This is a genomic window from Afipia dichlorophenoxyacetatis (assembly GCF_055386385.1).
In genome coordinates this window covers 2519021-2540629 of sequence record NZ_AP029250.1, presented here as the reverse complement: position 1 = coordinate 2540629, position 21609 = coordinate 2519021, and the positions used below count along the sequence as shown (strand labels likewise).

18 protein-coding genes and 1 pseudogene are annotated in these 21609 nt (G+C 58.5%); 10 read left to right on the top strand and 9 right to left on the bottom strand.

The window, feature by feature from the left end:
- Positions 1 to 281 precede the first annotated feature (281 nt).
- From exaC to ACZ5C3_RS11740, 7 genes and pseudogenes are all read left to right on the top strand, one after another.
- The gene (exaC, locus tag ACZ5C3_RS11770) at positions 282 to 1802 is read left to right on the top strand and encodes an acetaldehyde dehydrogenase ExaC (protein ID WP_464037840.1); all 1521 of its coding nucleotides are present in this window, start codon (positions 282 to 284) and stop codon (positions 1800 to 1802) included.
- 62 nt (positions 1803 to 1864) lie between these two features.
- Positions 1865 to 2150, top strand: a pseudogene (locus ACZ5C3_RS11765) (hypothetical protein); the annotation flags it as partial.
- Positions 2151 to 2257: 107 nt separating this feature from the next.
- Positions 2258 to 2626, top strand: a complete 369-nt coding sequence (locus ACZ5C3_RS11760) for a hypothetical protein (RefSeq protein ID WP_464044727.1) — start codon at positions 2258 to 2260, stop codon at positions 2624 to 2626.
- Between the two features lie 534 nt (positions 2627 to 3160).
- A complete protein-coding gene (locus ACZ5C3_RS11755; RefSeq protein ID WP_464044726.1) occupies positions 3161 to 4849 on the top strand; it encodes a hypothetical protein in 1689 nt (562 codons plus the stop codon).
- Positions 4850 to 5330: 481 nt separating this feature from the next.
- Positions 5331 to 6323: a Bug family tripartite tricarboxylate transporter substrate binding protein gene (locus ACZ5C3_RS11750; protein ID WP_464037837.1), complete on the top strand. Its 993-nt coding sequence runs from the start codon at positions 5331 to 5333 to the stop codon at positions 6321 to 6323.
- A gap of 224 nt (positions 6324 to 6547) precedes the next feature.
- Entirely contained in the window at positions 6548 to 7336 is a 789-nt protein-coding gene (locus ACZ5C3_RS11745; protein ID WP_464037836.1) for a crotonase/enoyl-CoA hydratase family protein, read from the top strand.
- A gap of 41 nt (positions 7337 to 7377) precedes the next feature.
- Positions 7378 to 7755: an antibiotic biosynthesis monooxygenase family protein gene (locus ACZ5C3_RS11740; RefSeq protein WP_464037835.1), complete on the top strand. Its 378-nt coding sequence runs from the start codon at positions 7378 to 7380 to the stop codon at positions 7753 to 7755.
- Between the two features lie 66 nt (positions 7756 to 7821).
- Here ACZ5C3_RS11740 and ACZ5C3_RS11735 read toward each other — a convergent pair whose 3' ends face one another.
- Positions 7822 to 8265: a c-type cytochrome gene (locus tag ACZ5C3_RS11735; protein ID WP_464038320.1), complete on the bottom strand. Its 444-nt coding sequence runs from the start codon at positions 8263 to 8265 to the stop codon at positions 7822 to 7824.
- A gap of 243 nt (positions 8266 to 8508) precedes the next feature.
- A complete protein-coding gene (locus tag ACZ5C3_RS11730) occupies positions 8509 to 9288 on the bottom strand; it encodes an AraC family transcriptional regulator (protein WP_464037834.1) in 780 nt (259 codons plus the stop codon).
- 96 nt (positions 9289 to 9384) lie between these two features.
- Between ACZ5C3_RS11730 and ACZ5C3_RS11725 the strand changes: the two genes are divergently transcribed.
- Positions 9385 to 10284: a DMT family transporter gene (locus tag ACZ5C3_RS11725; RefSeq protein WP_464037833.1), complete on the top strand. Its 900-nt coding sequence runs from the start codon at positions 9385 to 9387 to the stop codon at positions 10282 to 10284.
- 17 nt (positions 10285 to 10301) lie between these two features.
- Here ACZ5C3_RS11725 and ACZ5C3_RS11720 read toward each other — a convergent pair whose 3' ends face one another.
- The gene (locus tag ACZ5C3_RS11720; RefSeq protein ID WP_464037832.1) at positions 10302 to 11183 is read right to left on the bottom strand and encodes an AraC family transcriptional regulator; all 882 of its coding nucleotides are present in this window, start codon (positions 11181 to 11183) and stop codon (positions 10302 to 10304) included.
- Positions 11184 to 11560: 377 nt separating this feature from the next.
- Here ACZ5C3_RS11720 and ACZ5C3_RS11715 point away from each other — a divergent pair, with 377 nt between their 5' ends.
- Together ACZ5C3_RS11715 and ACZ5C3_RS11710 are read left to right on the top strand one after the other, a co-directional pair.
- Positions 11561 to 13012 carry an outer membrane protein gene (locus ACZ5C3_RS11715; protein WP_464037831.1) on the top strand — a complete coding sequence of 484 codons (1452 nt, stop codon included), beginning with the start codon at positions 11561 to 11563 and terminating at the stop codon, positions 13010 to 13012.
- A gap of 363 nt (positions 13013 to 13375) precedes the next feature.
- The gene (locus ACZ5C3_RS11710) at positions 13376 to 14242 is read left to right on the top strand and encodes an outer membrane protein (protein WP_464037830.1); all 867 of its coding nucleotides are present in this window, start codon (positions 13376 to 13378) and stop codon (positions 14240 to 14242) included.
- Positions 14243 to 14358: 116 nt separating this feature from the next.
- Here ACZ5C3_RS11710 and ACZ5C3_RS11705 read toward each other — a convergent pair whose 3' ends face one another.
- The 6 genes from ACZ5C3_RS11705 to ACZ5C3_RS11680 form a co-directional block, all read right to left on the bottom strand.
- A complete protein-coding gene (locus ACZ5C3_RS11705; RefSeq protein ID WP_464037829.1) occupies positions 14359 to 16620 on the bottom strand; it encodes a xanthine dehydrogenase family protein molybdopterin-binding subunit in 2262 nt (753 codons plus the stop codon).
- Positions 16610 to 17668, bottom strand: coding sequence for an FAD binding domain-containing protein (locus ACZ5C3_RS11700; protein WP_464037828.1), 1059 nt, complete (start codon positions 17666 to 17668; stop codon positions 16610 to 16612). The genes ACZ5C3_RS11705 and ACZ5C3_RS11700 overlap by 11 nt, the downstream gene beginning before the upstream one ends.
- Positions 17665 to 18162 carry a (2Fe-2S)-binding protein gene (locus ACZ5C3_RS11695; RefSeq protein ID WP_464037827.1) on the bottom strand — a complete coding sequence of 166 codons (498 nt, stop codon included), beginning with the start codon at positions 18160 to 18162 and terminating at the stop codon, positions 17665 to 17667. Before ACZ5C3_RS11695 ends, ACZ5C3_RS11700 begins: the two co-directional genes overlap by 4 nt.
- A 461-nt stretch (positions 18163 to 18623) precedes the next feature.
- Positions 18624 to 18944, bottom strand: coding sequence for a hypothetical protein (locus ACZ5C3_RS11690; RefSeq protein ID WP_464037826.1), 321 nt, complete (start codon positions 18942 to 18944; stop codon positions 18624 to 18626).
- A gap of 164 nt (positions 18945 to 19108) precedes the next feature.
- Entirely contained in the window at positions 19109 to 20431 is a 1323-nt protein-coding gene (locus ACZ5C3_RS11685) for an MFS transporter (RefSeq protein ID WP_464037825.1), read from the bottom strand.
- Positions 20432 to 20559: 128 nt separating this feature from the next.
- The gene (locus ACZ5C3_RS11680) at positions 20560 to 21519 is read right to left on the bottom strand and encodes an LLM class flavin-dependent oxidoreductase (protein ID WP_464037824.1); all 960 of its coding nucleotides are present in this window, start codon (positions 21517 to 21519) and stop codon (positions 20560 to 20562) included.
- Between the last annotated feature and the right edge of the window lie 90 nt (positions 21520 to 21609).

Genomic DNA, 21609 nt, shown 5'->3' with positions numbered 1-21609 from the left:
TCAACATTGCCACAACGACGAAGGCATCCCCGCACCTGAGCGGGAACGGCAACACAAACGCGTGCGTGATATTTGAATGAATATAACGTTGACGGCTCGAGCCGCCAGACGCAGATTTAAACCTGACGGAGAGGAGCCTGCCTTCTCTTCTGAATGCGACGCCGCAATACACAGAACCAGAGACATCCGGCTCGCTTTTATATGGCGGAGACAAGGAACGTCCAGCCGGGCCAAAGACAAGTCAACAACGCTCAGTGCAGTTCATCAGGAGAGAAATTGCCATGTTTCAGCAAGCGTTAGAGAAGGTCTCCAAACAGGTTCTCATTCGCGATCGCTACGATAACTTCATCGGCGGCAAGTGGGTGCCACCGGTGGAAGGACGGTATTTCGATGATCCAAGCCCGATCACCGGTAAAAAGCTCTGCGAAGTTCCGCGCTCCTCGGCGGCCGATATTGAGCTCGCGCTCGATGCCGCCCACAAGGCGAAGGAAACCTGGTCGAAGACCTCGGTGCAGGAGCGTTCGCTGATCCTCAACAGGATCGCCGATAAAATCGAAAGCAACCTTGATCTTCTCGCCCTCGTCGAGACACTCGACAACGGCAAGCCGATCCGCGAGGCCACCTATGCCGACATGCCGCTGGTGGTTGATCACTGGCGCTATTTCGCCAGCGTTATACGCGCGCAGGAGGGCGGCATCTCCGAGATCGATCACGACACCGTTGCGTATCATTTCCATGAGCCGCTCGGCGTGGTTGGCCAGATCATCCCGTGGAATTTCCCGATCCTGACAGCCACCTGGAAGCTGGCCCCTGCCCTTGCAGCGGGTAACTGCGTGGTGCTGAAACCTGCGGAGCAGACGCCGCTCAGCATTCTCGTCGTCATGGAGCTGATCGCCGACATCTTGCCGCCGGGCGTCGTCAATGTGGTCAACGGCTTCGGCATCGAGGCCGGCAAACCACTCGCCCAGAACAAGCGCATTGCCAAGATCTCGTTTACTGGCGAGACCACCACAGGCCGGATGATCATGCAGTACGCATCCGATAACCTGATCCCGGTCACGCTCGAACTCGGCGGAAAGTCACCCAACATATTTTTCGCCGATGTGGCCGAAGCCGACGACGACTTCTTCGACAAGGCGCTGGAAGGCTTCACCATGTTCGCCCTCAACCAGGGCGAATTCTGTACCTGCCCGAGCCGCGTACTGGTGCAGGAAGCGATCTACGACAAATTCATGGAGCGCGCCGTCGCCCGCACCAAGAAGATCAAGCAGGGTCATCCGCTCGATGCAACGACCATGGTCGGCGCACAGGTCACCAACGATCAATTAGAAAAGATCCTGTCCTATTTCGACATCGGCAAGCAGGAAGGCGCGAAGGTGCTGACCGGTGGCAAGCGCGCCAAGATGGAAGGTGAAATCGCGGAAGGCTATTACGTCGAACCCACCATCTTCGAGGGCCACAACAAGATGCGCATCTTCCAGGAGGAAATTTTCGGACCCGTGGTGTCGGTGACGAAATTCAAGAACGAAGAAGACGCGATCGCCATTGCCAACGACACACTCTATGGCCTCGGCGCCGGCGTGTGGACCCGCAACGGCACGCGTGCTTACAGGCTCGGCCGCGCCATTCAGGCCGGCCGCGTCTGGACCAATTGCTATCACGTTTATCCCGCGCACGCCGCCTTCGGCGGTTACAAACAATCGGGCACCGGGCGCGAGTGTCACAGGATGATGCTCGACCACTACCAGCAGACCAAGAACATGCTGGTCAGCTATTCGAACAAGGCGCTCGGTTTCTTCTAAGCTTTACCTTCGCGGGTGCGCGTGCACGGCGCGCCCGCGCTCTTCTTCTCGCTTGTTGAGACGAAGCGTCAGCCGATCTGACCCGCGTGAAATCACCTGAGACTTACATCGGCTATGACCGCGCCGAGAACTTCATCTCGCCCAGCGGCGCGGTGCGCGACACCGGTCATGATTACGATGTCGGCAAACCGGAGCTGAACCAATGGGGACTGACCGGCAACTGGACGGTGCATGAGGAGCATGCGGCTTTATCAGTCAGCTCGTCAGAACGGCCCCATTGCGGACCACACGTTCGAGATCCGCTTCCTCGATCCCGGCGTGCAGGCTTACGCTTTCACGTTTGGATAGCGGGCGCCATCTATCCTCCAGCACATTATAAAGGCACATCGAACCTGGCGCGGGCGTAAGCCGACAAAGTCGTATTGAGGACTTTCTGAAGCAATTTTCTGGGAGAGATGATGATGACCACCGTGACCGCCAAAGCCGCCCTGCTCGCCTTTGCGGCGGTGTTGTCGCTCTCCGCTCCCGCGCTCGCCGATTGCAAGGAGCCGGAGATCGGCGCGGACAACGCCCCGATATTCTCGCCGCCCCTTGGTGAGGTCGTGATTGGCAAGGTACGCCTACAGTTTTATTCAGCGCCGAATCTCGCTTGTCCAATGCCGGGCGTGTTCGTCATCCCAAAGGATGCGTTGATCGCGTATGCCGAGACCAATGACGGCTGGACGTCCGTGATGTATTCGAACCCCAGGACCGGCGACAGCGTCACCGGCTGGGTGAAGTCGTCCCGCCTGAAAGAAACAGGCACCATGGGGCCGAGCCAATAATCCGACCCAATCCCGTTCCTTCGCAAGGCCATCATCGCATTGACTTCTTCGCGGCAGCGAAAGCCCCCGAAGTTCATGACAAACTGGTGAAAGCCAGAGCGGACTTCATGTCCGCCTTCGAACGCCAAGGCGCAGCTTAATCAAAATTCGTGCCGATCCCGAAACCTCGTATTGCGACAGACCCTGTCGGGAATTCGTCAGGCCGGCATCGCACGAATACTTGAAGCCGGATGCTTCGACGCATAAGCTCCGCCTCGCTGGCGCAGAGGGCGGGAAGCGGACAGCGATTGATCGTCTTGGGGGCAGGCTGTGGGGGATTGCCATCGTTGCGGAGGGCCTGCGGGTCTATTCCGCTTAATCCATGATGGGCGCGTCGATCAGCGTCGTCAGGGGCCCGCGTTCCGAAACATCGCGGCGGCCAATCGACGTCCATCTTTCTTGAAATTTTGCGCAATCAAAAATTTTTAGCATGCATCTGCGTTGCCGAAGCAGCGCAGAGCGTCATTCTTTTGGAATAAGTATTGGGGAGTATACATGAAACGTCTGGCTGTTCTTTTTACGATTAGCTTAGTGAATATCCCTGGGGCGATGGCCGCCAGCAAACTTGTTACCGTGACCTCCGGCACGCTCGGAAATCTTCAGGGCTCGAGACTTTACTCTGTCGACTATACTTGCAACGCAAACGGAAAGGTCGGGGACTTCATTGCCAACGCCAAGGGGTTGCTCCAAGGACTGACGTCGTCCGGGGCAATCAACGAGAGCGTATCGATAACGTCCTCCAATGCCGCGACACCTCCCATTGTCGCCGATGCGACAGCCGCCAATCCTCCGGCTCCCTCGCCACAAACTACCGACAATACGGTCTTTCGCATCAACGCGATGATGATCACTTACAATGGGGCCATTTCGAATGATCTGCATGGAGGCACGTGCAGCGGACAATTTTTTCTCAACGGGAAAGATAATTACCGGATCGATGCCGCGATCGGAATTAATACAAAAGATACGTTCGCGGACCTGCTCTCGCGAGGAGCAACGCTTGCAAAGTCCGCGGCGACCTCGATGTATGCCCTCTTCAGAGTTACGAAGCCGGTCGACTTCGACAACAATGTCCAGCAGGCGCAAGATATCCTGACTGATTACAAGGCATTCGCAGATCTTTTCCAAGTTGAGGACAAGGAAAGACAGCTCGACGGCAATGATCTTCGCGTTGGAAGGAACTGGGTCACGACCTATGACCAGTACGGACGGGTGATGTCGTCCGTGCTGCTCAACGTTCGCCCTGTCGTCAGCCTTGTTGTCGACGGCAACTCCAAATTTCTGGACGCCTATAAGAGCTTTGCTTCCACAACTGCGCTCAAGGTGACTGGAGATCCCGCAACGATGCGAGATCAATGCGACACTGAGGTTCAGCCGTATTTGACCGCAGGCATCCGCGACAACCGGGATATCGCGTACCTGCTGTATCGCCGGCTCCTCCTGTCACCGACGTCAAGTCAGGACGTCGCCTATTGCATGGGGACGGAGGTGGCAAATGCCGCTCTCTCGTTGCTCAGAACCAAGCCCGATATTCTTCCGATGCTCCCCAAGTATAGAGTGACACCTGCGGACATTAAAAATATTCCCGCCCCTCATCCGTCGGATCAGCCTCACAACCGGCCGAGCTTGGAATCCGACGTCAGCGATTTTCTGGATTTGTTAAGTCGCCATCTGCAGGGCAATGGTCTGCGCGGGAGCCAACGCGACGATCTGCTTCACTATTTTGCGCCCACCGTGGACGCCCAAGATCAAACGGCTAACTACAGGGCTCTGTCTCTGCTTTTCCCCGAAATAACCGACCAAACGGGCAAATCAACTGATGGACCCGGACTGCTCGACGCCCTGCGGAAGGCTGGCATCGATCGATGGCTCTGTGTTCAGCGAACCAAGAAGCAAATCGCTGGCTCGACAATTCCCATATATGACTCAAAGATCGATTCGGCCGTGATGGTCATCGCGGCGAAAGCATCGAGAGACGAGACGCTCGATAAAAACAAGACACCGTTGTTCGGCGTCCATTTGAAATTCAAAGAGGCTTCGAACAACGATCCTCTCGTTATCAATAAAATGATCTTTGAAGAGCGCTATCGGGATATCGTGATCACCGCGAATTCATGCATTCCGGACGCGACCAAAGAACCGAAGTCTCCTCCGGCTCAACCTGCACAGACGGCTCAACGGTAATCCCTGCGAAAGCCCCTCAGGATCAGGCGGCGTTTCTCGCTGCCTGATCCTCAAGTGAGGCAGCGATCCCGAACCCTCCCCGCGGCAGATGCTCTCGGAATTTCCACAAACCGGCATCGCGGCGAATGGTGGGACGTTGACATTATTAAAGGCGATAATCCGGTGCTGCGGCGGCAGCACCAGCGGCTTCCGCGCATCAAACCCGCAAAAGAGAATATTTTTCTCCACTGGAAATTGGCGTGAGACGGATGCTCCATGCTGCCGGATGCATTCGTAATAGCATTTCATTGCGGTGCACACGTTTCAGGGCCATTTTCTGATGTATGCAGCGGCGCATCTTTCGCGCTGACGGACCAGGACTTAACGGGCGAAACGGCGTCAGGCTCTCTCCAGCACGTCTTTCAAAAATAGAATTTCGTTCTCACGCGCGGTCACATGACGCGCGAACGGGACGGCTTGTCCCAAACAAAGGAATATCGCGATGCGTTCCTTCAGGCTCTCCAAGTTGATTTCGGCGTCTCTCGTGGCGGCTGGCATGCTTGTTAGTGCCAGCACCGCATCGTTCGCGGGGGCGGCGTGGCCGGCCCGCACCATCAAGTTCATCGTGCCGTTCCCGGCGGGCGGCGCCACCGACACTATCGCGCGGGTTTATGCCGACAAGCTCAGCGAAGCGTTCAAGCAGCCTGTCGTCGTCGATAACAAGCCCGGCGCCGGCACGGGGATCGCTGCTGAATTCGTCGCCACGGCCGAGCCCGATGGCTACACCATTGCGCTTGCGCCAGCGGCGCAGCTCGCGATCCTGCCGCACATCAACAGCAACATCCGCTTCGACCCGTTCAAGAGCTTCGCGCCGGTCTCGCTGCTCGCCTCCGTTCCTTACGTCATCGCGGCAAGCCCGAATACGCCGATTGCGAACGTGAAGGAATTGATTGCCGCAGCGAATAAAGATCCGGGCAAACTGACCTACTCGTCATGCGGCCCCGGCACGATGTGCCACCTGAGCGGCGAAATGTTCAAAAGCCAGACGGGCACCGACTTGTTGCACGTCCCGTTCAAGGGCAGCGCTCCGGCGATCAATGCTTTGATCGGCGATCAGGTGAACCTCGCCTTCGACACGCTGACCGTGCTTGCGCCGCAAATTCGCGACGGCAAGGTGAAGGGCCTCGTCATCGGCAGCCGTGAACGCTCGCCGCTGCTTCCGAACGTCCCCACCGCAGCCGAGGCCGGCCTGCCCGATTTTGCGGTCGAGTCCTGGTTCGGCCTCGTGGTGCCAGCGAATACGCCGGCCGATATCGTGCAGCGTCTGAATGCAGAAGTTGTGCGCATCGGCAATCTGCCGGACGTGAAGGAGCGCCTTGAGGCGCAGGGCCTGACGGTGACGACAAACACACCGGAAGAATATGCGCAGCTTATCCGTGCCGACTACGCCCGCTGGGGCAAGGTCGTGGACTCCGCCGGTGCGCAGATCAACTGACCATTTGCAGCCGGGGCAGACGCCCTGGCTGTCACAAGTTCTCTCTGAGACTTAAGGAGGCATCTTTCGATGCCTCCTTCTTTTTTTGCGAGTCGTGATCGGTTTCGCGGAATATCGCCAACGCCCGCACAGCCTCTTCGGATATCGCCATGTATACTGTTGAGTGAATGGACGGCATCGAGAGACGCAGATTAGGATGCCCGCAAAACGGCGGAGCATCGACGATGGAAGACCTGGTTCTTCAGGAAACACGCGGCGAGATCGCACTTCTCACACTCAACAGGCCTGAGAATCTCAACGCATTGAGCTACGGCCTTATCGATCAGCTCATGCAACTCCTCGACACCATCGAGGATGATCAATCGCTTCGCGCCGTTATTCTGACCGGTACCGGCGATCGCGCATTCTCTGCCGGCGCCGACATCTTCGAATTTTCTGAAAGTGTGAAGGAGGGCCCGGACATCGCGGTCAAAGTGTTCGTCCGACGCGGACAAGCACTGACAGCCAGGCTGGAAGCCTTCCCTAAACCAATCATAGCAGCCGTCAACGGCATCGCCTTCGGAGGCGGCTGCGAGATCACCGAGGCTGTCCATCTTGCGGTGGCCAGTGAGCGCGCCACTTTCGCCAAGCCCGAGATCAATATCGGTATTCCACCAACCTTCGGCGGCACCCAGCGCTTGCCGCGCCTCGCCGGGCGGAAGCGAGCGCTCGAGTATTTGTTGACCGGCGACCCCTTCTCGCCTCACAGGGCCTACGAGCTGGGATTGGTCAACCGCGTTGTGCCACATGATCAACTGCTGAGTGAATCGATCGGCCTGGCTGAGCGTATTCTCAGACACTCGTCGCTCGCATCCGCACGCATCATTTCAGCTGTAACGCGTGGCTTGAACGTTTCAATCGCCGAGGGGCTCGCGATCGAAAGCGAGCAATTCGCACGCATGGCCGCAACAACAGACACCCGCGAAGCACTTGATGTATGGTTGTCGCGACGCGCAAGCGCGTCACCTGCCTGATCTACTCATCGATAGACTCAACTTTAGAAAGCGAGTTTCTGATGATTGCTGTCATTTTCGAATCCTGGCCAAAGCCGGGAAAGAAAGAGACCTATCTCGATTTCGGCGCCAGGCTGGCGCCACTGGTCGAAGATTTCGATGGCTTCATCTCGGTCGAACGGTTCGAAAGCGTCAGTCAGCCGGGCAAGATGGTCGCGCTGTCGTTCTGGCGTGACGAAGAAGCCGTAACGAAATGGCGCAACGTCGTCGAGCATCGGCGCGTGCAAGATGGTAGCCGCCGGTCCGTATTTAATGATTACCGGCTTCGCATTGCCCATGTTATTCGCGACTACAGCATGCATGATCGCACTGAGGCACCGGAAGACAGCACCTCAGCGCATGAGGTTGACCCAAATCTCGATCGGTCGAGCACCTCGTAGGACCGCATTTTTATCTTGAGGGACTGCGCGTTCGACGCGGACGTTATCGACTTTGAGCGCGCTTCCTCATTGATGCGAGCCGGCCGTATCCGGCATCACGATCGCCATCCGCGGAACGGTCGGCTTGTCGCTGACGCCGAATGGTCCCGGAACCTGATGGTGAATTGGCGGCAAAGTCTTGAGATAACTGGCGATGGCTCGCGCATCACTCTTCGTCAGAGTCGCGAAAGCACGCCACGGCATAATCGGGGCGAGCACACGGCCGTCAGGCCGAACCCCAGTTTGAAAGGCGGTGACGATTTGTTCCGTCGTCCAGTTGCCGAGTCCGGTTTCCTTGTCCGGCGTGAGATTGCGCCCAACGAATGTGCCCAAACCCGGGATGTCGAATCCGACGTCCGATCCTCCAAGAAACTGAGACATGTCGGGTTTACCAAGAAGGTAGCCCGGAGTGTGACAGTCGTTACATCCGGCGAACGAAACAAGATATTTGCCGCGCTCGACTTGATCCATAGCGGCTGTCGAGGCTGTGCATAAGATCACAATCGCAAATGCTGCGAGAAGACAAGCAACAAACCATGCATTGAGGAAAGGGCGGCTGTTATAGACCGATAGCATGAGATTCTCCCCAAAAGACGAAGGGAGGTCTTTTCGCGACAGCTCATTACGGCATCATGTTCTGGCCTGGCGATATTGTTACAACTGTAGTGGGCATGCCTCATTCTCTCTTTCGCCTACGACGGCGAAATCTCTTGTTCATTCCCCCGCAGCGAAGAAGCTCGACGGCGTCATGCCGAAGTTCTTGCGGAACATCGCGGTGAACGCACTTTGGCTGGCATAGCCGCTTTCATAAGCGACGCTGACGATCTTCTCGCCGCGCGCCAGCATTTCCAGCGAATGAAACAACCGCGCCTGCCGGCGCCACTGCGCGAACGAACAACCGGTCTCGCGCATGAACATGCGTTGCAATGTCTTCGCCGTCACGCCGATCCGCTCGCCCCACTCCTGTGCGGTCGCGGTGTCGTCGGGATTGTCCATCATCCTCTCGCAGACTGATCGCAGCTTTGCATTGTCCGGCATCGGCAAATGAAGCGGCACGACCTCGTGCTCTTTCATCTCGTCCAGCAGAAGCCGCAGCAGACGTCCATCGCGTGAGGCGGGATCGTAATCGCGCGGAATCCGAGCTGCTGCGACCAGCAACTCCCGCAGCAACGGGCTGACCGTCATGACGCAACTATCGCCGGGAAGCCCATCGGAGACTGACGCATCGACATAGAGCGTACGGATCTTCACACGCCCGCACATTCGGACATCGTGAGCTTCATTGGCGACGAGCCAGACTGCCCGATTGGGCGGCACGACCCAATATCCGCTCTCCGCGCGTACGACCATCACCCCCTCGATGGCGTAGAGCAATTGCGCACGGGGATGCGAATGCAGTCCCGTCGTGATGCCGTGAGAGAACTCGACATCCATGGCCGCCATGGGCCGCGCCGTGGAGTGATAGCCAAGATATTTAGTCGCCGCAGCGCTCATGTCCCAAACTCGACAATGAATGGTCATTTGTCGTGAGACAAAACATGATAGCAAAAGCTACGCAACCGTCGTTTCTCGAACCACGGTCGCGCACCCATGTCATATCTCGCTCTCCTCTATCCTCTCCTCGCTGTCGTGCTCTGGGCCGGCAACGTCATCGCATCGCGGCTCTCCGCGCACGTGATCGGACCGCAGGCGATGACGTTCTATCGGCTGGTGCTTGCTGTGGCGCTGATGAGTTGCTTCGTGCTTGCACCGGCCTGGCGTAATCGCGCGACGATCTGGCTTCTGCTCGGCAAGCTCGGCATCCTCGGATTTCTCGCGATGTGCCTGTTTCAAAGCCTCTCTTATTTAGCGGCTGAGACGACCACGGCCACCAACATGGCGATCTTCACGGCTCTCATCCCGCTGCTCACCATCGCGTTAAGCACTTACGTGCTCGATGAGCAGCTGACGGTTGGCATGATCGGCGGCGGAGTTCTCTCGCTGGCCGGGCTTGTCTATCTCGTCAGCAATGGCGATCCGGCAGCCCTGCTAAGACAAGGCGTGCATCTCGGCGACGCCCTGATGCTGATCGCCGCCGCCGTCTATGCGCTCTACAGCGTTCTCGTCAAACATTGGCGTCTGGCGTTGAGCAGTTGGCAGTCCACTTACATGCAGGCACTCTGCGCGCTGGTGATCATGTTTCCTGCCTTCCTCGCAACGCCTGCGCCGCTGCGGCAGATCGATTCAACAACGCTGCCCTTGATCGCCTACGCCGGTGGGCTTGCCTCCGTCGTTCTTCCTTTCTTCTGGTTGCGCGGCATCGAGCATCTCGGTCCAACACGCTGCGCGATCTTCATGAACCTGCTGCCGCTGCTGACCGCTCTCGGCGCCGTCGCGATGCTGGGCGAGCCGATCCGCTCCTATCATCTCATCGGCGGAGGCATCACGCTGGTGGGTGTTGCCTGCGCGCAATTCCTGCGACAACCGCTCCGGCGCGTGCAGCGGACATAAAGGGCGACGACGATGTTCTACCCACCGCGATACTGCGTCGGCGAACAGCCGAAGCGCACGCGGAAGCGGCGGTTGAAATAGGACACGGCGTTGAACCCGCATGCGAAGGCGATATCGTTCACTTTCGTCAGGTCATACCGCACGTCGGAGAGCATCGCCCGCGCCTTCTGCAGACGCAGTTCGAGGATGCGCTCGGAAAACGTTGTGCCAGTTTCGAGAAGAAGGTTGCTGAGATAACGCGGCGACAACCCAAGCTGATCGGCGAGCGCACCGACGGACAGGGATGGCTCAGCGAACCGCCTTTCGATCATCGCGATCAATTCGCGCTGCCGCGCAGCGCGCAGGCCGCGCGCCGCCGCGATCTCCGCCGCCTCGCCGCGCGCGCCAAGCGCCAACGTGATCAAGTCGCCAAGCATCGTTGTCGCGTGCTGCGTCAATTCCGGAGATTCGTGAATTTCATCGGCATCAAGAAGGAATTTGATGGTGCGCTCGAGATGCCGCACCGCCGGATTGGCCGGATCGAGCAACATCGCCGAACGGTCGTCGGCGTGCGGGACGAGTTTGAGAATTTGCGCACGAGGAATGGATGCCAAATTCCATTTCGTGACGCCATTCGTAAAGCTCGTGACCGGTTGGGCGATATTGAAGGCCAAGACACTTCCCTGCTTCATATCGAACCCTTGATTTCCTGCGGACCAGAGTTGCGGCTGGGGGCTGCGATAGAAACCGAGAAGAATGTCGTCCCGATCGTGAGCCACGTGTTTGCGCGTGCGCACGTAGTGCCCCGTCGTCGTCTCGAACCGGCTGACGCTCAGCTCGCCAAGCAGGACGTTCCTGGACGCAGTATAAAATGGCTTGTCTTCGGCGTGCTTCATTTCCGCGTTGCCGAGTTGCTCCATCCATATCTCGTGCCACAGGCGGAATCGCGCCCTGTCATTCAGATGAGATGGAAGCTGATCCGATGAAAACTCTATCTTCGGCATATCCGTCATACCCCCGCGCAACGGTTCCCATTCGTATCATGGCAACCGCGCGGTTGGCATCTACCTACCTCTCTATCGGAGTGATGCAAAAGCGGGCCACGGTGCCTAATAAGTCAAGGAAAAGACCGCACAGTTCAAAAGATCGCGGCGCAGACCGTTGCGCCAAAAACACATTCTCCTTCGGTTTTATTGTCGTGCCGTTTCGATCAAAACCAGTTCCTTTCCAGACAAGACGCTCCGGGCGCGACTCAGTAGTCATGCTTTGCGACAGACTTAATTGGGGTATTTTGAGCATGAGAAAATTGATCGTAGCCGGCGCCGTCATTTCAAGCACGATGCTGTCGCCAGCGCTGGCCGCCGACATGCCCGTGAAGGCGCTGCCCGCGCCTGCCGCTTATCCGAGCTGGACCGGCTTCTATATATTCGGCGGCGGTGGCTACGGCCTGTCGAGCGCCGATCAGCTCACCTCGACGCCTGCGTCCACTGTTACCAACCGCACCGGCGGCCACGGTTATTTCGGCGCGGTAGGCGGCGGCTATGATTGGCAATTCGCGCCGAAATGGGTTGGAGGCGTATTTGCCGACGCACAGTTTGGCGACATTAAAGGCGTTATCCAACCTTACGATGGGTTCGGAGGCTATGCCACCGGCACGATGAAGAACACCAGCAGCTACGCGGTTGGCGCGCGCCTTGGCTATCTGATCGCACCGAATGCGCTGTCCTACGTCAACGCCGGCTACACCCATGCGAATTTCACCGGCGCCGACCTCTATGACGTCGGCATGGTCGGAAATCCAGCTTTCTTCGTCGGGACAACACCGAAGCTGCATCTCGACGGCTGGTTCATCGGCGGCGGCGTCGAGAATTCTCTCGACCTGTTCGGCATCACGGCACCGGGCTGGTTCATGAAGACGGAATACCGTCTTGCCGAATACGAGCGGCAAACGCTCGTTGCTCCAATCTTCGGCACGAACCTTCCGACATCGTACAAACCTTACGTGCAGACCGCGTCGACCTCGCTGGTCTATCGCTTCAACTCAGGCCCCGCATATTCAACCGCTCCGCTTTACACGAAAGCGCCCATCGCCCCTCCGGTCAACTGGAGCGGCTTTTATCTTTCCGGCGGCGGCGGTTACGGACTGTGGGACGCGGATGTGGGAAAAAGGACAGTGGCCGGTGCGTTATACCCGAACCAACACCATACCGGCGGACGCGGCTGGTTCGGCACCGCGGGCGGCGGCTACGACTGGCAATTCGCGCCGAAATGGGTCGTGGGCCTTCTTGCCGATGCGCAGTTTGGCGACCTCAACGGTAGCATCATCGATGTGTTTCAGAACTATCCCGGCTCCACCAAGAACAACCTGAACTATGCCGTCGGCGCGCGCCTGGGCTATCTGGTCGCGCCCAATGTGCTGACCTATGTGAACGGCGGTTACAGCCATGCCGACTTCACCCAAGCGACGTTGACCAACGGCGACGGAACGGCTCTGCTTGGAGGCGGCAATTACAAGGTGCTCGAGCAGCATCATGACGGCTGGTTCATCGGCGGCGGCGTTGAAAACTCGCTGAACATGTTCGGCATCACCGCACCGGGCTTGTTTATGAAAACCGAATACCGGCTCGCCAGCTATCGCCGAGAGGACATCACGCTGCTTGGCCCATCGGGCGCACCGACCGGCGAATCCGTGACGTTCAAACCGACGGTACAAACGATCTCCACCTCGCTGGTCTATCGCTTCCACTAACGCTGGAAGCTCCGCAGGCGAAAAGCTCGGATTACGCAAAGGAGGCATCTCGCGATGCCTCCCTCTCTTTTTTGCCATTCCGCTTACGCGAAGTGAAAGTCGTCGACCTTCAGGCTCGCCTTCGTCACGCCGCTCTCCGTGCGAACCTGTGACAACTGTTGCACGGAAAACACATTCGCTCTGAATCCTGTCGGAGTATCGTTCTGTCCAACCCAGTACCGTCGCGTCCAAGACCCACGGAGTGCGAGTCAGTAGTCATTCCTAGGGTGGTGGTTCAGCAGTTCGCTTCATTTTTTCGGCGAGTCCTCTCAGCGAGCTTCGGATTCAGGACACGAGCGACGGGCTTATTGGGACATTTCAAATATGAGAAAATTGATCGCAGCCGGAGTTGTCCTTGTAACTCCGATGCTGTCGCCGGCGTCGGCTGCCGACATGCTCGTGAAGGCAAAACCGGTCCCTGTCTATAACTGGACCGGATGGTATGGCGGCGTGAACGCCGGTTATGCCTGGCAAGACAGCAAGACGGCTTTTACCGGCGATGGCCCTGACGGCGGAGGCACCACACTTACCGATGAGCTGGCGATAAATTCGTTGCAAGCAGGTGACGACGCGTTCGATAACCACCCGGCCTATCGGCAATCTCAACGCGCGTCCGGCTTCACCGGCGGCGGGCAGCTCGGTTACAACTGGCAGCTCGATCGCAACTGGGTCGCCGGTTTCGAGACAGATCTGCAATATGCGAACAATAAAGGTAGCGAACTTTTTAACGCGCCCGATACAAACGGCGTCCGCCTCTCAGCCGCCTCCTCCCATCAGCTCGACTGGTTCGGTACGTTGCGTGGCCGGATCGGCTACTTGATAAGCGACCGCTTCCTCGCATTCGGTACGGCCGGCCTCGCCTATGGCGGAACGAAATCGCAGGCCTCGATCTCCATCATCGGCCTCACAGGCTGGAGCGTCGGAAACACGACACAGATCGCCTGCAGCGGCTTCACGACCTGTCTCGCAGGCTCCTCATCGCAGACCTCAGTGGGTTGGACGGCCGGCGCCGGCCTTGAATACGCAGTGCTCCCGAACGTCACCATCAAGACCGAATATCTGCACATCGACCTTGGCGACCAGAACGTGAAACTGGTGGTGCAGAGCCCGGCGACCGGCAACGGCTTCGCCAATGCCAAGTTCAGCAACGCTTACGACATCGTTCGCGCAGGAATGAACTTCAGGTATTGAGTCAGAGCTGTCGAAACAGCGGCCCTGCTCGTTTCATTCCCGGCTATTCTGAAGAGCCAACAAAAAGGAGGCATCTCGCGATGCCTCCTGATCGTTGAATATCCGCATTGGATGAGTTACGTCGAAGGCATCACGAGATCGTCGATCCGGATCGGAAACCGTCGCACGCGCACGCCGGTCGCGTGCCACACGGCATTCGCGACCGCGCCGGCCGAGCCCGTGACACCGATTTCACCGACGCCCTTGATGCCAAGTGCGTTCACGTGCGGATCGTGTTCCTCGATCATCAGCGCTTCCAGGTTTGGGACGTCGGCGTTTACCGGAATGTGGTACTCGGCGAGGTTCGCATTGATGATGCGGCCGGAACGGTGATCGCTGATGGCCTGTTCGTGAAGTGCGAACGAGACGCCCCAGATCATCCCGCCATAGATTTGGCTGCGGACCATCCGCGGATTGATCACGCGGCCCGCCGCGAATGCGCCGACAAGACGGGTGACGCGGATTTGACCGAGATCTGGATCGACCTTGACCTCTGCGAAAACGGCGCCGTGCGCATGCATGGCATAGGCTGACTGCGCGGCGGGATCGGGGGCGCCCTTGCCGCGGGCCTCGATCTCGCTGAGGCCAGCGCGGCTGAGAATATCCGCGTAGCTCTCGCTGCGGTTTTCATCGTCGTTGCGGACAAGGCGGCCATTGCGCGCGGTGGCGCCGGCATTGCCTGCGCCGAACAATGGCGAGCGCTCATCTCCAGTTGCAAGAGCGGCGAGCTTGGCAATGACAGCGGCACCTGCGTTGTGGATCGCATTGCCGGCAGTCGCTGTGTGCGCCGAGCCGCCGGCGATACCTGCATCCGGCAGATCCGAAGTGCCGGACCTGAACTCGACCTCGTCAAGGCCGAGCCCATCGGCTGCGATTTGCGCGAGCGCGGTCCACGCGCCTTGCCCCATGTCGTGAGCGCCGGTCTCCATCACGCCCGATCCATCGCTGCGGATCACTGCGCGTGCTTCGGCTTGGAACATCAGCGCGGGAAATGTCGCGGTCCCCACGCCCCAGCCGACCAAGAGGCCGGCATCGTCGCGCATTTGTCGCGGCGCAAGCGGGCGCTTCGACCAGCCGAAGCGTGCCGCGCCTTGCGTGTAGCATTCGCGGAGCGCCTTCGAAGAGAACGGCTTGCCGGAAATCGGCTCGACATCGGCGTAGTTCTTGAGACGGAAGGCAAGCGGATCGATGCCCGCGGCCCAGGCCGCTTCATCGATGGCGCTTTCGAGCGCGATCGATCCGGTGGCCTCGCCGGGTGCACGCATGAACAACGGCGTGCCGGTGTCGACCCGGACAGCCTCGTGCGAGGTCGAGATCGCAGGACTGGCGTACAGCGTATGCGAGGCGTCAGCGGCCGGTTCGAAGAAATCGTCGAAAGTGCTCGAGACCGTCTTGGCGTGATGGTCGATCGCGGTCAACTGGCCATCGCCATCGACGCCGATCCGAAGTGTCTGACGGGTCGGTGCGCGGTGGCCGATCGGACCGTACAGATGTTCACGGCGCAGCACGAGCTTGACCGGTTGACCGACCAGCTTTGCCGCGAGGATGCCGAGGATCTGCGGTCCGGAGATCAGTCCCTTGGAGCCGAAGCCGCCGCCGAGATAAGGACTGCGGATGTGGATCTTGTCCGGCGCGATGCCGAATAATCCCGCGATCCGCCCTTGCGCCATGACGAGACCCTGGCTCGGCGTATCAATCGACAGACTATCGCCATCCCATGCCGCCACGATCGCGTGCGGCTCCATGGCGTTATGATACTGCGCGGGCGTCTCATAGATCGCATCGATGCGTTTCGACGCCGCGGCCAGGCCCGCTTCCACATCACCCAGATGAGTCTCCGACGGATTGCCGACGCCGACGGCCGCCGGCACGAAGCTTTCATCGGCATCGAGGCCGACGCGGGGTGGCAGCACTTCATAGCGAGGCGCCAGCAGCGCGGCACCTTCCGTCGCGGCTTCCAGCGTTTTCGCAATCACGACCGCGATCGGTTGGTTCGCGTAACGCACGCCGTCATTCTGCAGGAGATCGAGCCGGAACATGAACGGGTGGACCTTGGCGTCCGGATCTTCCGCGAGTAGCGGCCGATTTGCGGGCGTCATGACCTCAATGACGCCCGGATGATTTTTCGCTGCCTGCACGTCAAGGAATGTTACGCGACCCCGCGCGATGCTGCTCACCGCCATCACGGCATGCAGCATGCCGGCCGGATGATTGTCCGCGGCATAGCGGGCTTGTCCCTTCACCTTCAGCACCCCCTCGCGGCGGGTGTGCGGCTGGCCAATGTTCGAACCATGCCGGGCGTGCGCCGGCGTTTGCGTCAAGCTGATGTCAAGCGACATGAAGCGCTCCGGAATCCGAGGAAAAAGGAGAAGCGGGCAGCGCCGGAATACGGTCCGGCGTTCCAACTGCTGCGAGCGTCAGGGTGCGAACGAGAATCCGCTGTGCCAGCTCGATCTTGAAAAGATTGTCGCCGGACGGCTTGGCATCGGCGAGCGCCACCTCGGCCGCACGACGGAAGGCATCGGCAGTTGGTTCGGCGCCTGCCAGGCTCTCTTCTGCCGCACGAGCGCGCCATGGTTTGCTGGCGACGCCACCAAGCGCAAGGCGCGCGTCCTTGATCTTGCCCTGTTCGATCCGCAGCGCCGCGGCGGCCGACACAACGGCAAAAGCGAATGAGGTGCGTTCACGGACCTTCAGGTAGCGTGCATGTGGAGCGAAAGCGCGTGCCGTCGCCGGCAATCGCAGCGCCACGATCAGATCGCCGGGCTCCAGCACATTGTCCTGCTCAGGCGTATCGCCGGGCAAGCGATGCAGGTTCTCCAGCGCAATTTCGCGCCGACCGTTCCTGCCCTCAATCTCCACGACGGCATCAAGTGCAACCAGTGGCACGCAAAAATCCGACGGGTGGGTCGCGATGCAGGCCTCGCTCCAGCCGAGAACGGCGTGCAGCCGATTGTCGCCATCGCGCGCGTCGCAGCCCGAGCCGGGATTGCGCTTGTTGCAAGCACTGGCGGCGTCGTAAAAATATCCGCACCGCGTCCGCTGCAACAGATTGCCGCCGACAGTCGCGGCGTTGCGAAGCTGTGCCGAAGCACCCGACAGCAGCGCCTCAGTGATGGCCGGATAGGATGTGGCAAAATCGGGATCGTGCGCCAGATCGGCATTGCGGACGAGCGCACCGATACGGAGATCGCCGTCAGCGAGGCGTTCAACGCGGTCGAGCCCCGGCAGATGCGTGATATCCACCAGACGGCTTGGGCGCGCAATGCCGCCCTTCATCAAGTCGAGCAGGTTGGTGCCGGAGGCGAGATAAGCAGCGCCCGGTTGGCTTGCGGCAGCGACAGCATCGGCAATGGTCGCGGGCCTGATGTATTCGAAATCATTCATGCGGAGCGCTTCTGGCTGGAGGGAGCGAGGCTTTGCTGGGCTTCCAGCACGGCTTCGGTGATGCCGGCATAGGCGCCGCACCGGCAGAGATTTCCGCTCATGGCTTCGCGAATTCTTTCGGGGTCATCGCCGGTTTGCGCTTCCTTGATCAGGCCGATCGCACTCATGATCTGGCCCGGCGTGCAAAATCCGCACTGAAATCCGTCATGCGCAATGAATGCAGCCTGCACCGGGTGCAACTGGTCGCCGCGTGAGACACCTTCGATGGTGAGCACATCGGCACCGTCCTGGCTGACCGCCAACGTCATGCACGAATTGACTCGCCGCCCATTGACCAAGACCGTGCAGGCGCCGCACTGCCCCCGATCGCATCCTTTCTTAGTGCCCGTCAGATCGAGCCGCTCGCGCAGCAGATCGAGCAGCGTCACGCGGGGGTCATCCAGTTCGATGTCCCGCCTCACACCGTTAATGGTGAGGCTGATGGAAAAATTCATATAAGCTCCAGTCAATGCTGTGATCCGAGCCGGGTCGGCGTGTCGATCAGCCGGCCCTTCCCTGATCTGCTAGCTATCGCCATATACGGAGGTGCCCTCCGCTTTCAAGAGGGTCAAGCGAAGAAAGTGCGATGCGGGGCAGCGACGTCTTCGGAAAAGATTATTCTCACTCAATGCGATGAAAGAATGCGGGCCCACGTCAATGGTTCGTGATCGCGGCGTTACGTTCGCTCGCTTGCCCAGCGCCGTTTACTCGTCACCTGCCTGTCGAACTATTGTCACATCCTACGGCTGCTGTGCCGGGAAGACCTGCGCTGGAAACGCGGGCTTCACGTTGGAATTGCATGCTCATCTCTTGGCTCTTCACAAGTTGAAAGCCCAGAAACAAAGAGGAGGCATCTTGCGATGCCTCCTTTTCTTTTTCAGCCAGCGTAAGCCACCGAGGGACAAAAGCGCGCGCCCTACGCGCAGCCGAGGGTTTGCAACGTGGAGAGCACATCGTCCGGAGCAGGCTTTGCCGTCGAATCAAGCGCTGACTGCAGACGTGCGATATCCCGCAGTATCTCCGGCTCCCAGCCGCACCGGCATTCACCCGTATGATGACTGTCAGCGACTTGACGATAAACCGATCCCAGCGCTTCCGCCATTGCACTCAGAACAATCATCGGTGTCAGGTAAGACGAATCCAGCGCCCGGCAAAATGTGCTCAACAAAGCATTGTCGAGTTGCTTGCGTATCGCGCGATGATCATCACGTTGCGGCTGGTCTTGAGGTTCAACCATTCGCTCCTCCACCGTCACTTGACCGGACTCGGTGCAGGTCTATGACGCTCACGAGCGATGCTCAACGTGAAACATCACAATAGAATTAGAAAACCTCCAGCGCGACGATCGTAGATCCAAAGCACCTCCGATTCTCCGGAGTTACCTTGGCTGCGGGGCAACGGTTACAATTTGTCTCGGAGGTTTTCCGTCGTGACCGGAACAGCCAGAGGTATGTCTGGCCGGATCAGCCATACGAGCGCGGCGCCCACGAACAGAATCACCACTGCCGTAATGAACGGTATGTTCCAGTTGCCGGTGAGATCGATGAGCCATCCGAAGACGATCGGTGAGATAATTCCGGACAAACCGAAGCCGAGCGTCATCATGCTCGTTGCTATTCCGGCATAAAGCGGCGTGATGTCCATGCAGACGGCCCACATTGGCGCAACAACAAGTTCGACGCAGAAGAATGAAAGAGCCAACAACAATACGACCCAGTAGAGATCCGTCATAAAGAGTGTCGGAAGCATAAAGCATCCCCCACCCAGCATTCCGACAAACATCACACCACATCGCGCGAGGCGTCGATTGCCGGTCCTTACCGCCAACCGATCAGTGAGAAGGCCTCCGACCGTGTCTCCGATCATTCCTCCGCCGATGAGCAGGCCGGAGAACAATGCCGAGCGCTTCAGATCCTGGTTATGATGGTTCATGAAATACAGGGGTAACCAGGAACTAAAGACCCACAATGTCCAACCATAGCAAAACTCGACCACGGTTGCCGGCCAGATGCGGCGTATCAGCGCCTTGAACGGTGTCTTGCCATCGCGATTTGTGGGTTTTGGTGCCTCTAACTCGTCTGCTTCCGCAGCCGTAAGCAGAGGGTGTTCGAAAGGATTATCGCGATAGAACAATAACCAGATAAGCCCCCAAATGAGGGACATTGCACCGCAGACGTAGAAGGATAATCGCCAGCCATCCAGAAGGATCAGCGCTGCAACCAGCGGCGGAGCGATTGCGCCGCCCAAGCGAGCAAAACTATGTGTGACGCCCTGAATCCAGCCGAATAATCTAGCCGGATACCAGCTCCGCATCGCGTGGGTCGCCGAAGGAAATGCGGGCCCCTCCCCTATACCCACAGCCAGACGTGCCGCGAACAGCGTCACCAATCCACCAACAAGTCCGCTTGCGATGGTCCCAAGACCAACAACAAGAGCGCAAAAAAGAAGAATTCGCCGCCCTCCGAAGCGGTAAGCAAGCCACCCACCAGAGAGTTGCCCGGCCAGATAACTCCACGAGAATGCGCTGAAGATCAGCCCCAATTCCGTGTTCGATAGAGAGAACTCCTTCTGAATGAAACTGGCGGACTGCGAGATGTTCACGCGATCGAGATAAAATATCGCGTACATCGCACATAGAATGCCGGTTAGCCACGAGCGCGCTGGAATCCCAACGCGCGTCACCAACAATTTGGCGCCGCCGGATATTCCTGTTCTTGGATTCATATCCATCCTCAGGGTGACTGCGGTTCATCCATTGCGGATTTGCGTCCTCAATGAGAGAACGGGCGCGCAAGCTTGACCTCGAAAAAGGCTATTACTCGCCGTGAGCAGGAGTGCGCGCGCCAGTTGGCTCACGCATCTACGCTGGCGACTTCTTTCAGCGCGGGCATGATTTCTTTGGCAAAATGCCTCATGCCTTCCAACGGAGGAATGGGTTGAATAACGAGATGAGTCACCCCGGCATCCTTCCACTCCCGAATGCGTTGCGCGCAATCCTCGGTCGCCCCCCAAAGATTTTCATTCAGAACATCCTGAGGGGTTGGAGGTACCGCGAAACGATGCTTTCGCTCCAGTGCGTACAACTCGCTCCACTTGGTGACTTCCTTTTGAGAAAGACCAGCCAAACAAACAGTCGAAACAGCGATCGGCACCTTCCGACCAGCGCGGCGCTCCATATCTTTCGCCCACGCACGAATGACTTCCGGCGGCTTGGAATAGATGAACCAACAGTCACCAAGCTCAGCCATCAACTGTCGTGTCGCCTCAGAGTCGCCCGGCACCCAAATTGGCACGTGCGGCTTTTGAATCGGCTTCGGCTCCAGAATCGCGTCCTGTACTTCGTAATATTTGCCCTTGTAGGTGACGCGAGATTCCGTCCACATGCGTTTTGCGATGATGAGAGCCTCGCGCAGCCGCGCCACCCGATCATCATGATCATCCCACGGCATGCCATACCCTAACGTCTCGTCTTTAAACCAGGCGGATCCGAGAGAGTAATAAAGGCGGCCACCGAACATCACATCAAAGGTCGCCGCCATCTTCGCCATCAGTGCGGGATTTCGAAATGAGTTATTGAACGTGTGGCCGCCAAATTTCACTTTCTTCGTAAGGGCTGCAAGCGCAGATAGAACCGTCCAATTTTCGAGCATAGGGACTTCTTTATTCATGTGCGCATTGATCACATGGTCAGGCAACCATACTGAATCGAAGCCGAGCTCTTCAGCCTCCAACGCCATACTGCGTGTATAATCCCACCCCTGTCCTTTTGCCCCCATCTCGCCCTGAACGGCTAGCCGCACACCAAATTCCATCACGTCCTCCCGGATACCTCGATATGCGGGAAAACTAACTTGCGGACACAAGGTGCTCAGTCAGCCAACTGACAATCAAATGCATCTTCG

Bases quoted from the DNA above. Each gene is read 5' to 3' on its own strand.
- ACZ5C3_RS11735 (WP_464038320.1), bottom strand. From the start codon at position 8,265: ATGGATCAAGTCGAGCGCGGCAAATATCTTGTTTCGTTCGCCGGATGT.
- ACZ5C3_RS11720 (WP_464037832.1), bottom strand. From the start codon at position 11,183: ATGGAGCAACTCGGCAACGCGGAAATGAAGCACGCCGAAGACAAGCCA.
- ACZ5C3_RS11745 (WP_464037836.1), top strand. From the start codon at position 6,548: ATGGAAGACCTGGTTCTTCAGGAAACACGCGGCGAGATCGCACTTCTC.
- ACZ5C3_RS11705 (WP_464037829.1), bottom strand. From the start codon at position 16,620: ATGTCGCTTGACATCAGCTTGACGCAAACGCCGGCGCACGCCCGGCAT.
- ACZ5C3_RS11740 (WP_464037835.1), top strand. From the start codon at position 7,378: ATGATTGCTGTCATTTTCGAATCCTGGCCAAAGCCGGGAAAGAAAGAG.
- ACZ5C3_RS11710 (WP_464037830.1), top strand. From the start codon at position 13,376: ATGAGAAAATTGATCGCAGCCGGAGTTGTCCTTGTAACTCCGATGCTG.
- ACZ5C3_RS11755 (WP_464044726.1), top strand. From the start codon at position 3,161: ATGAAACGTCTGGCTGTTCTTTTTACGATTAGCTTAGTGAATATCCCT.
- ACZ5C3_RS11700 (WP_464037828.1), bottom strand. From the start codon at position 17,668: ATGAATGATTTCGAATACATCAGGCCCGCGACCATTGCCGATGCTGTC.
- exaC (WP_464037840.1), top strand. From the start codon at position 282: ATGTTTCAGCAAGCGTTAGAGAAGGTCTCCAAACAGGTTCTCATTCGC.
- ACZ5C3_RS11730 (WP_464037834.1), bottom strand. From the start codon at position 9,288: ATGAGCGCTGCGGCGACTAAATATCTTGGCTATCACTCCACGGCGCGG.
- ACZ5C3_RS11760 (WP_464044727.1), top strand. From the start codon at position 2,258: ATGATGATGACCACCGTGACCGCCAAAGCCGCCCTGCTCGCCTTTGCG.
- ACZ5C3_RS11750 (WP_464037837.1), top strand. From the start codon at position 5,331: ATGCGTTCCTTCAGGCTCTCCAAGTTGATTTCGGCGTCTCTCGTGGCG.
- ACZ5C3_RS11695 (WP_464037827.1), bottom strand. From the start codon at position 18,162: ATGAATTTTTCCATCAGCCTCACCATTAACGGTGTGAGGCGGGACATC.
- ACZ5C3_RS11715 (WP_464037831.1), top strand. From the start codon at position 11,561: ATGAGAAAATTGATCGTAGCCGGCGCCGTCATTTCAAGCACGATGCTG.
- ACZ5C3_RS11685 (WP_464037825.1), bottom strand. From the start codon at position 20,431: ATGAATCCAAGAACAGGAATATCCGGCGGCGCCAAATTGTTGGTGACG.
- ACZ5C3_RS11680 (WP_464037824.1), bottom strand. From the start codon at position 21,519: ATGGAATTTGGTGTGCGGCTAGCCGTTCAGGGCGAGATGGGGGCAAAA.
- ACZ5C3_RS11725 (WP_464037833.1), top strand. From the start codon at position 9,385: ATGTCATATCTCGCTCTCCTCTATCCTCTCCTCGCTGTCGTGCTCTGG.
- ACZ5C3_RS11690 (WP_464037826.1), bottom strand. From the start codon at position 18,944: ATGGTTGAACCTCAAGACCAGCCGCAACGTGATGATCATCGCGCGATA.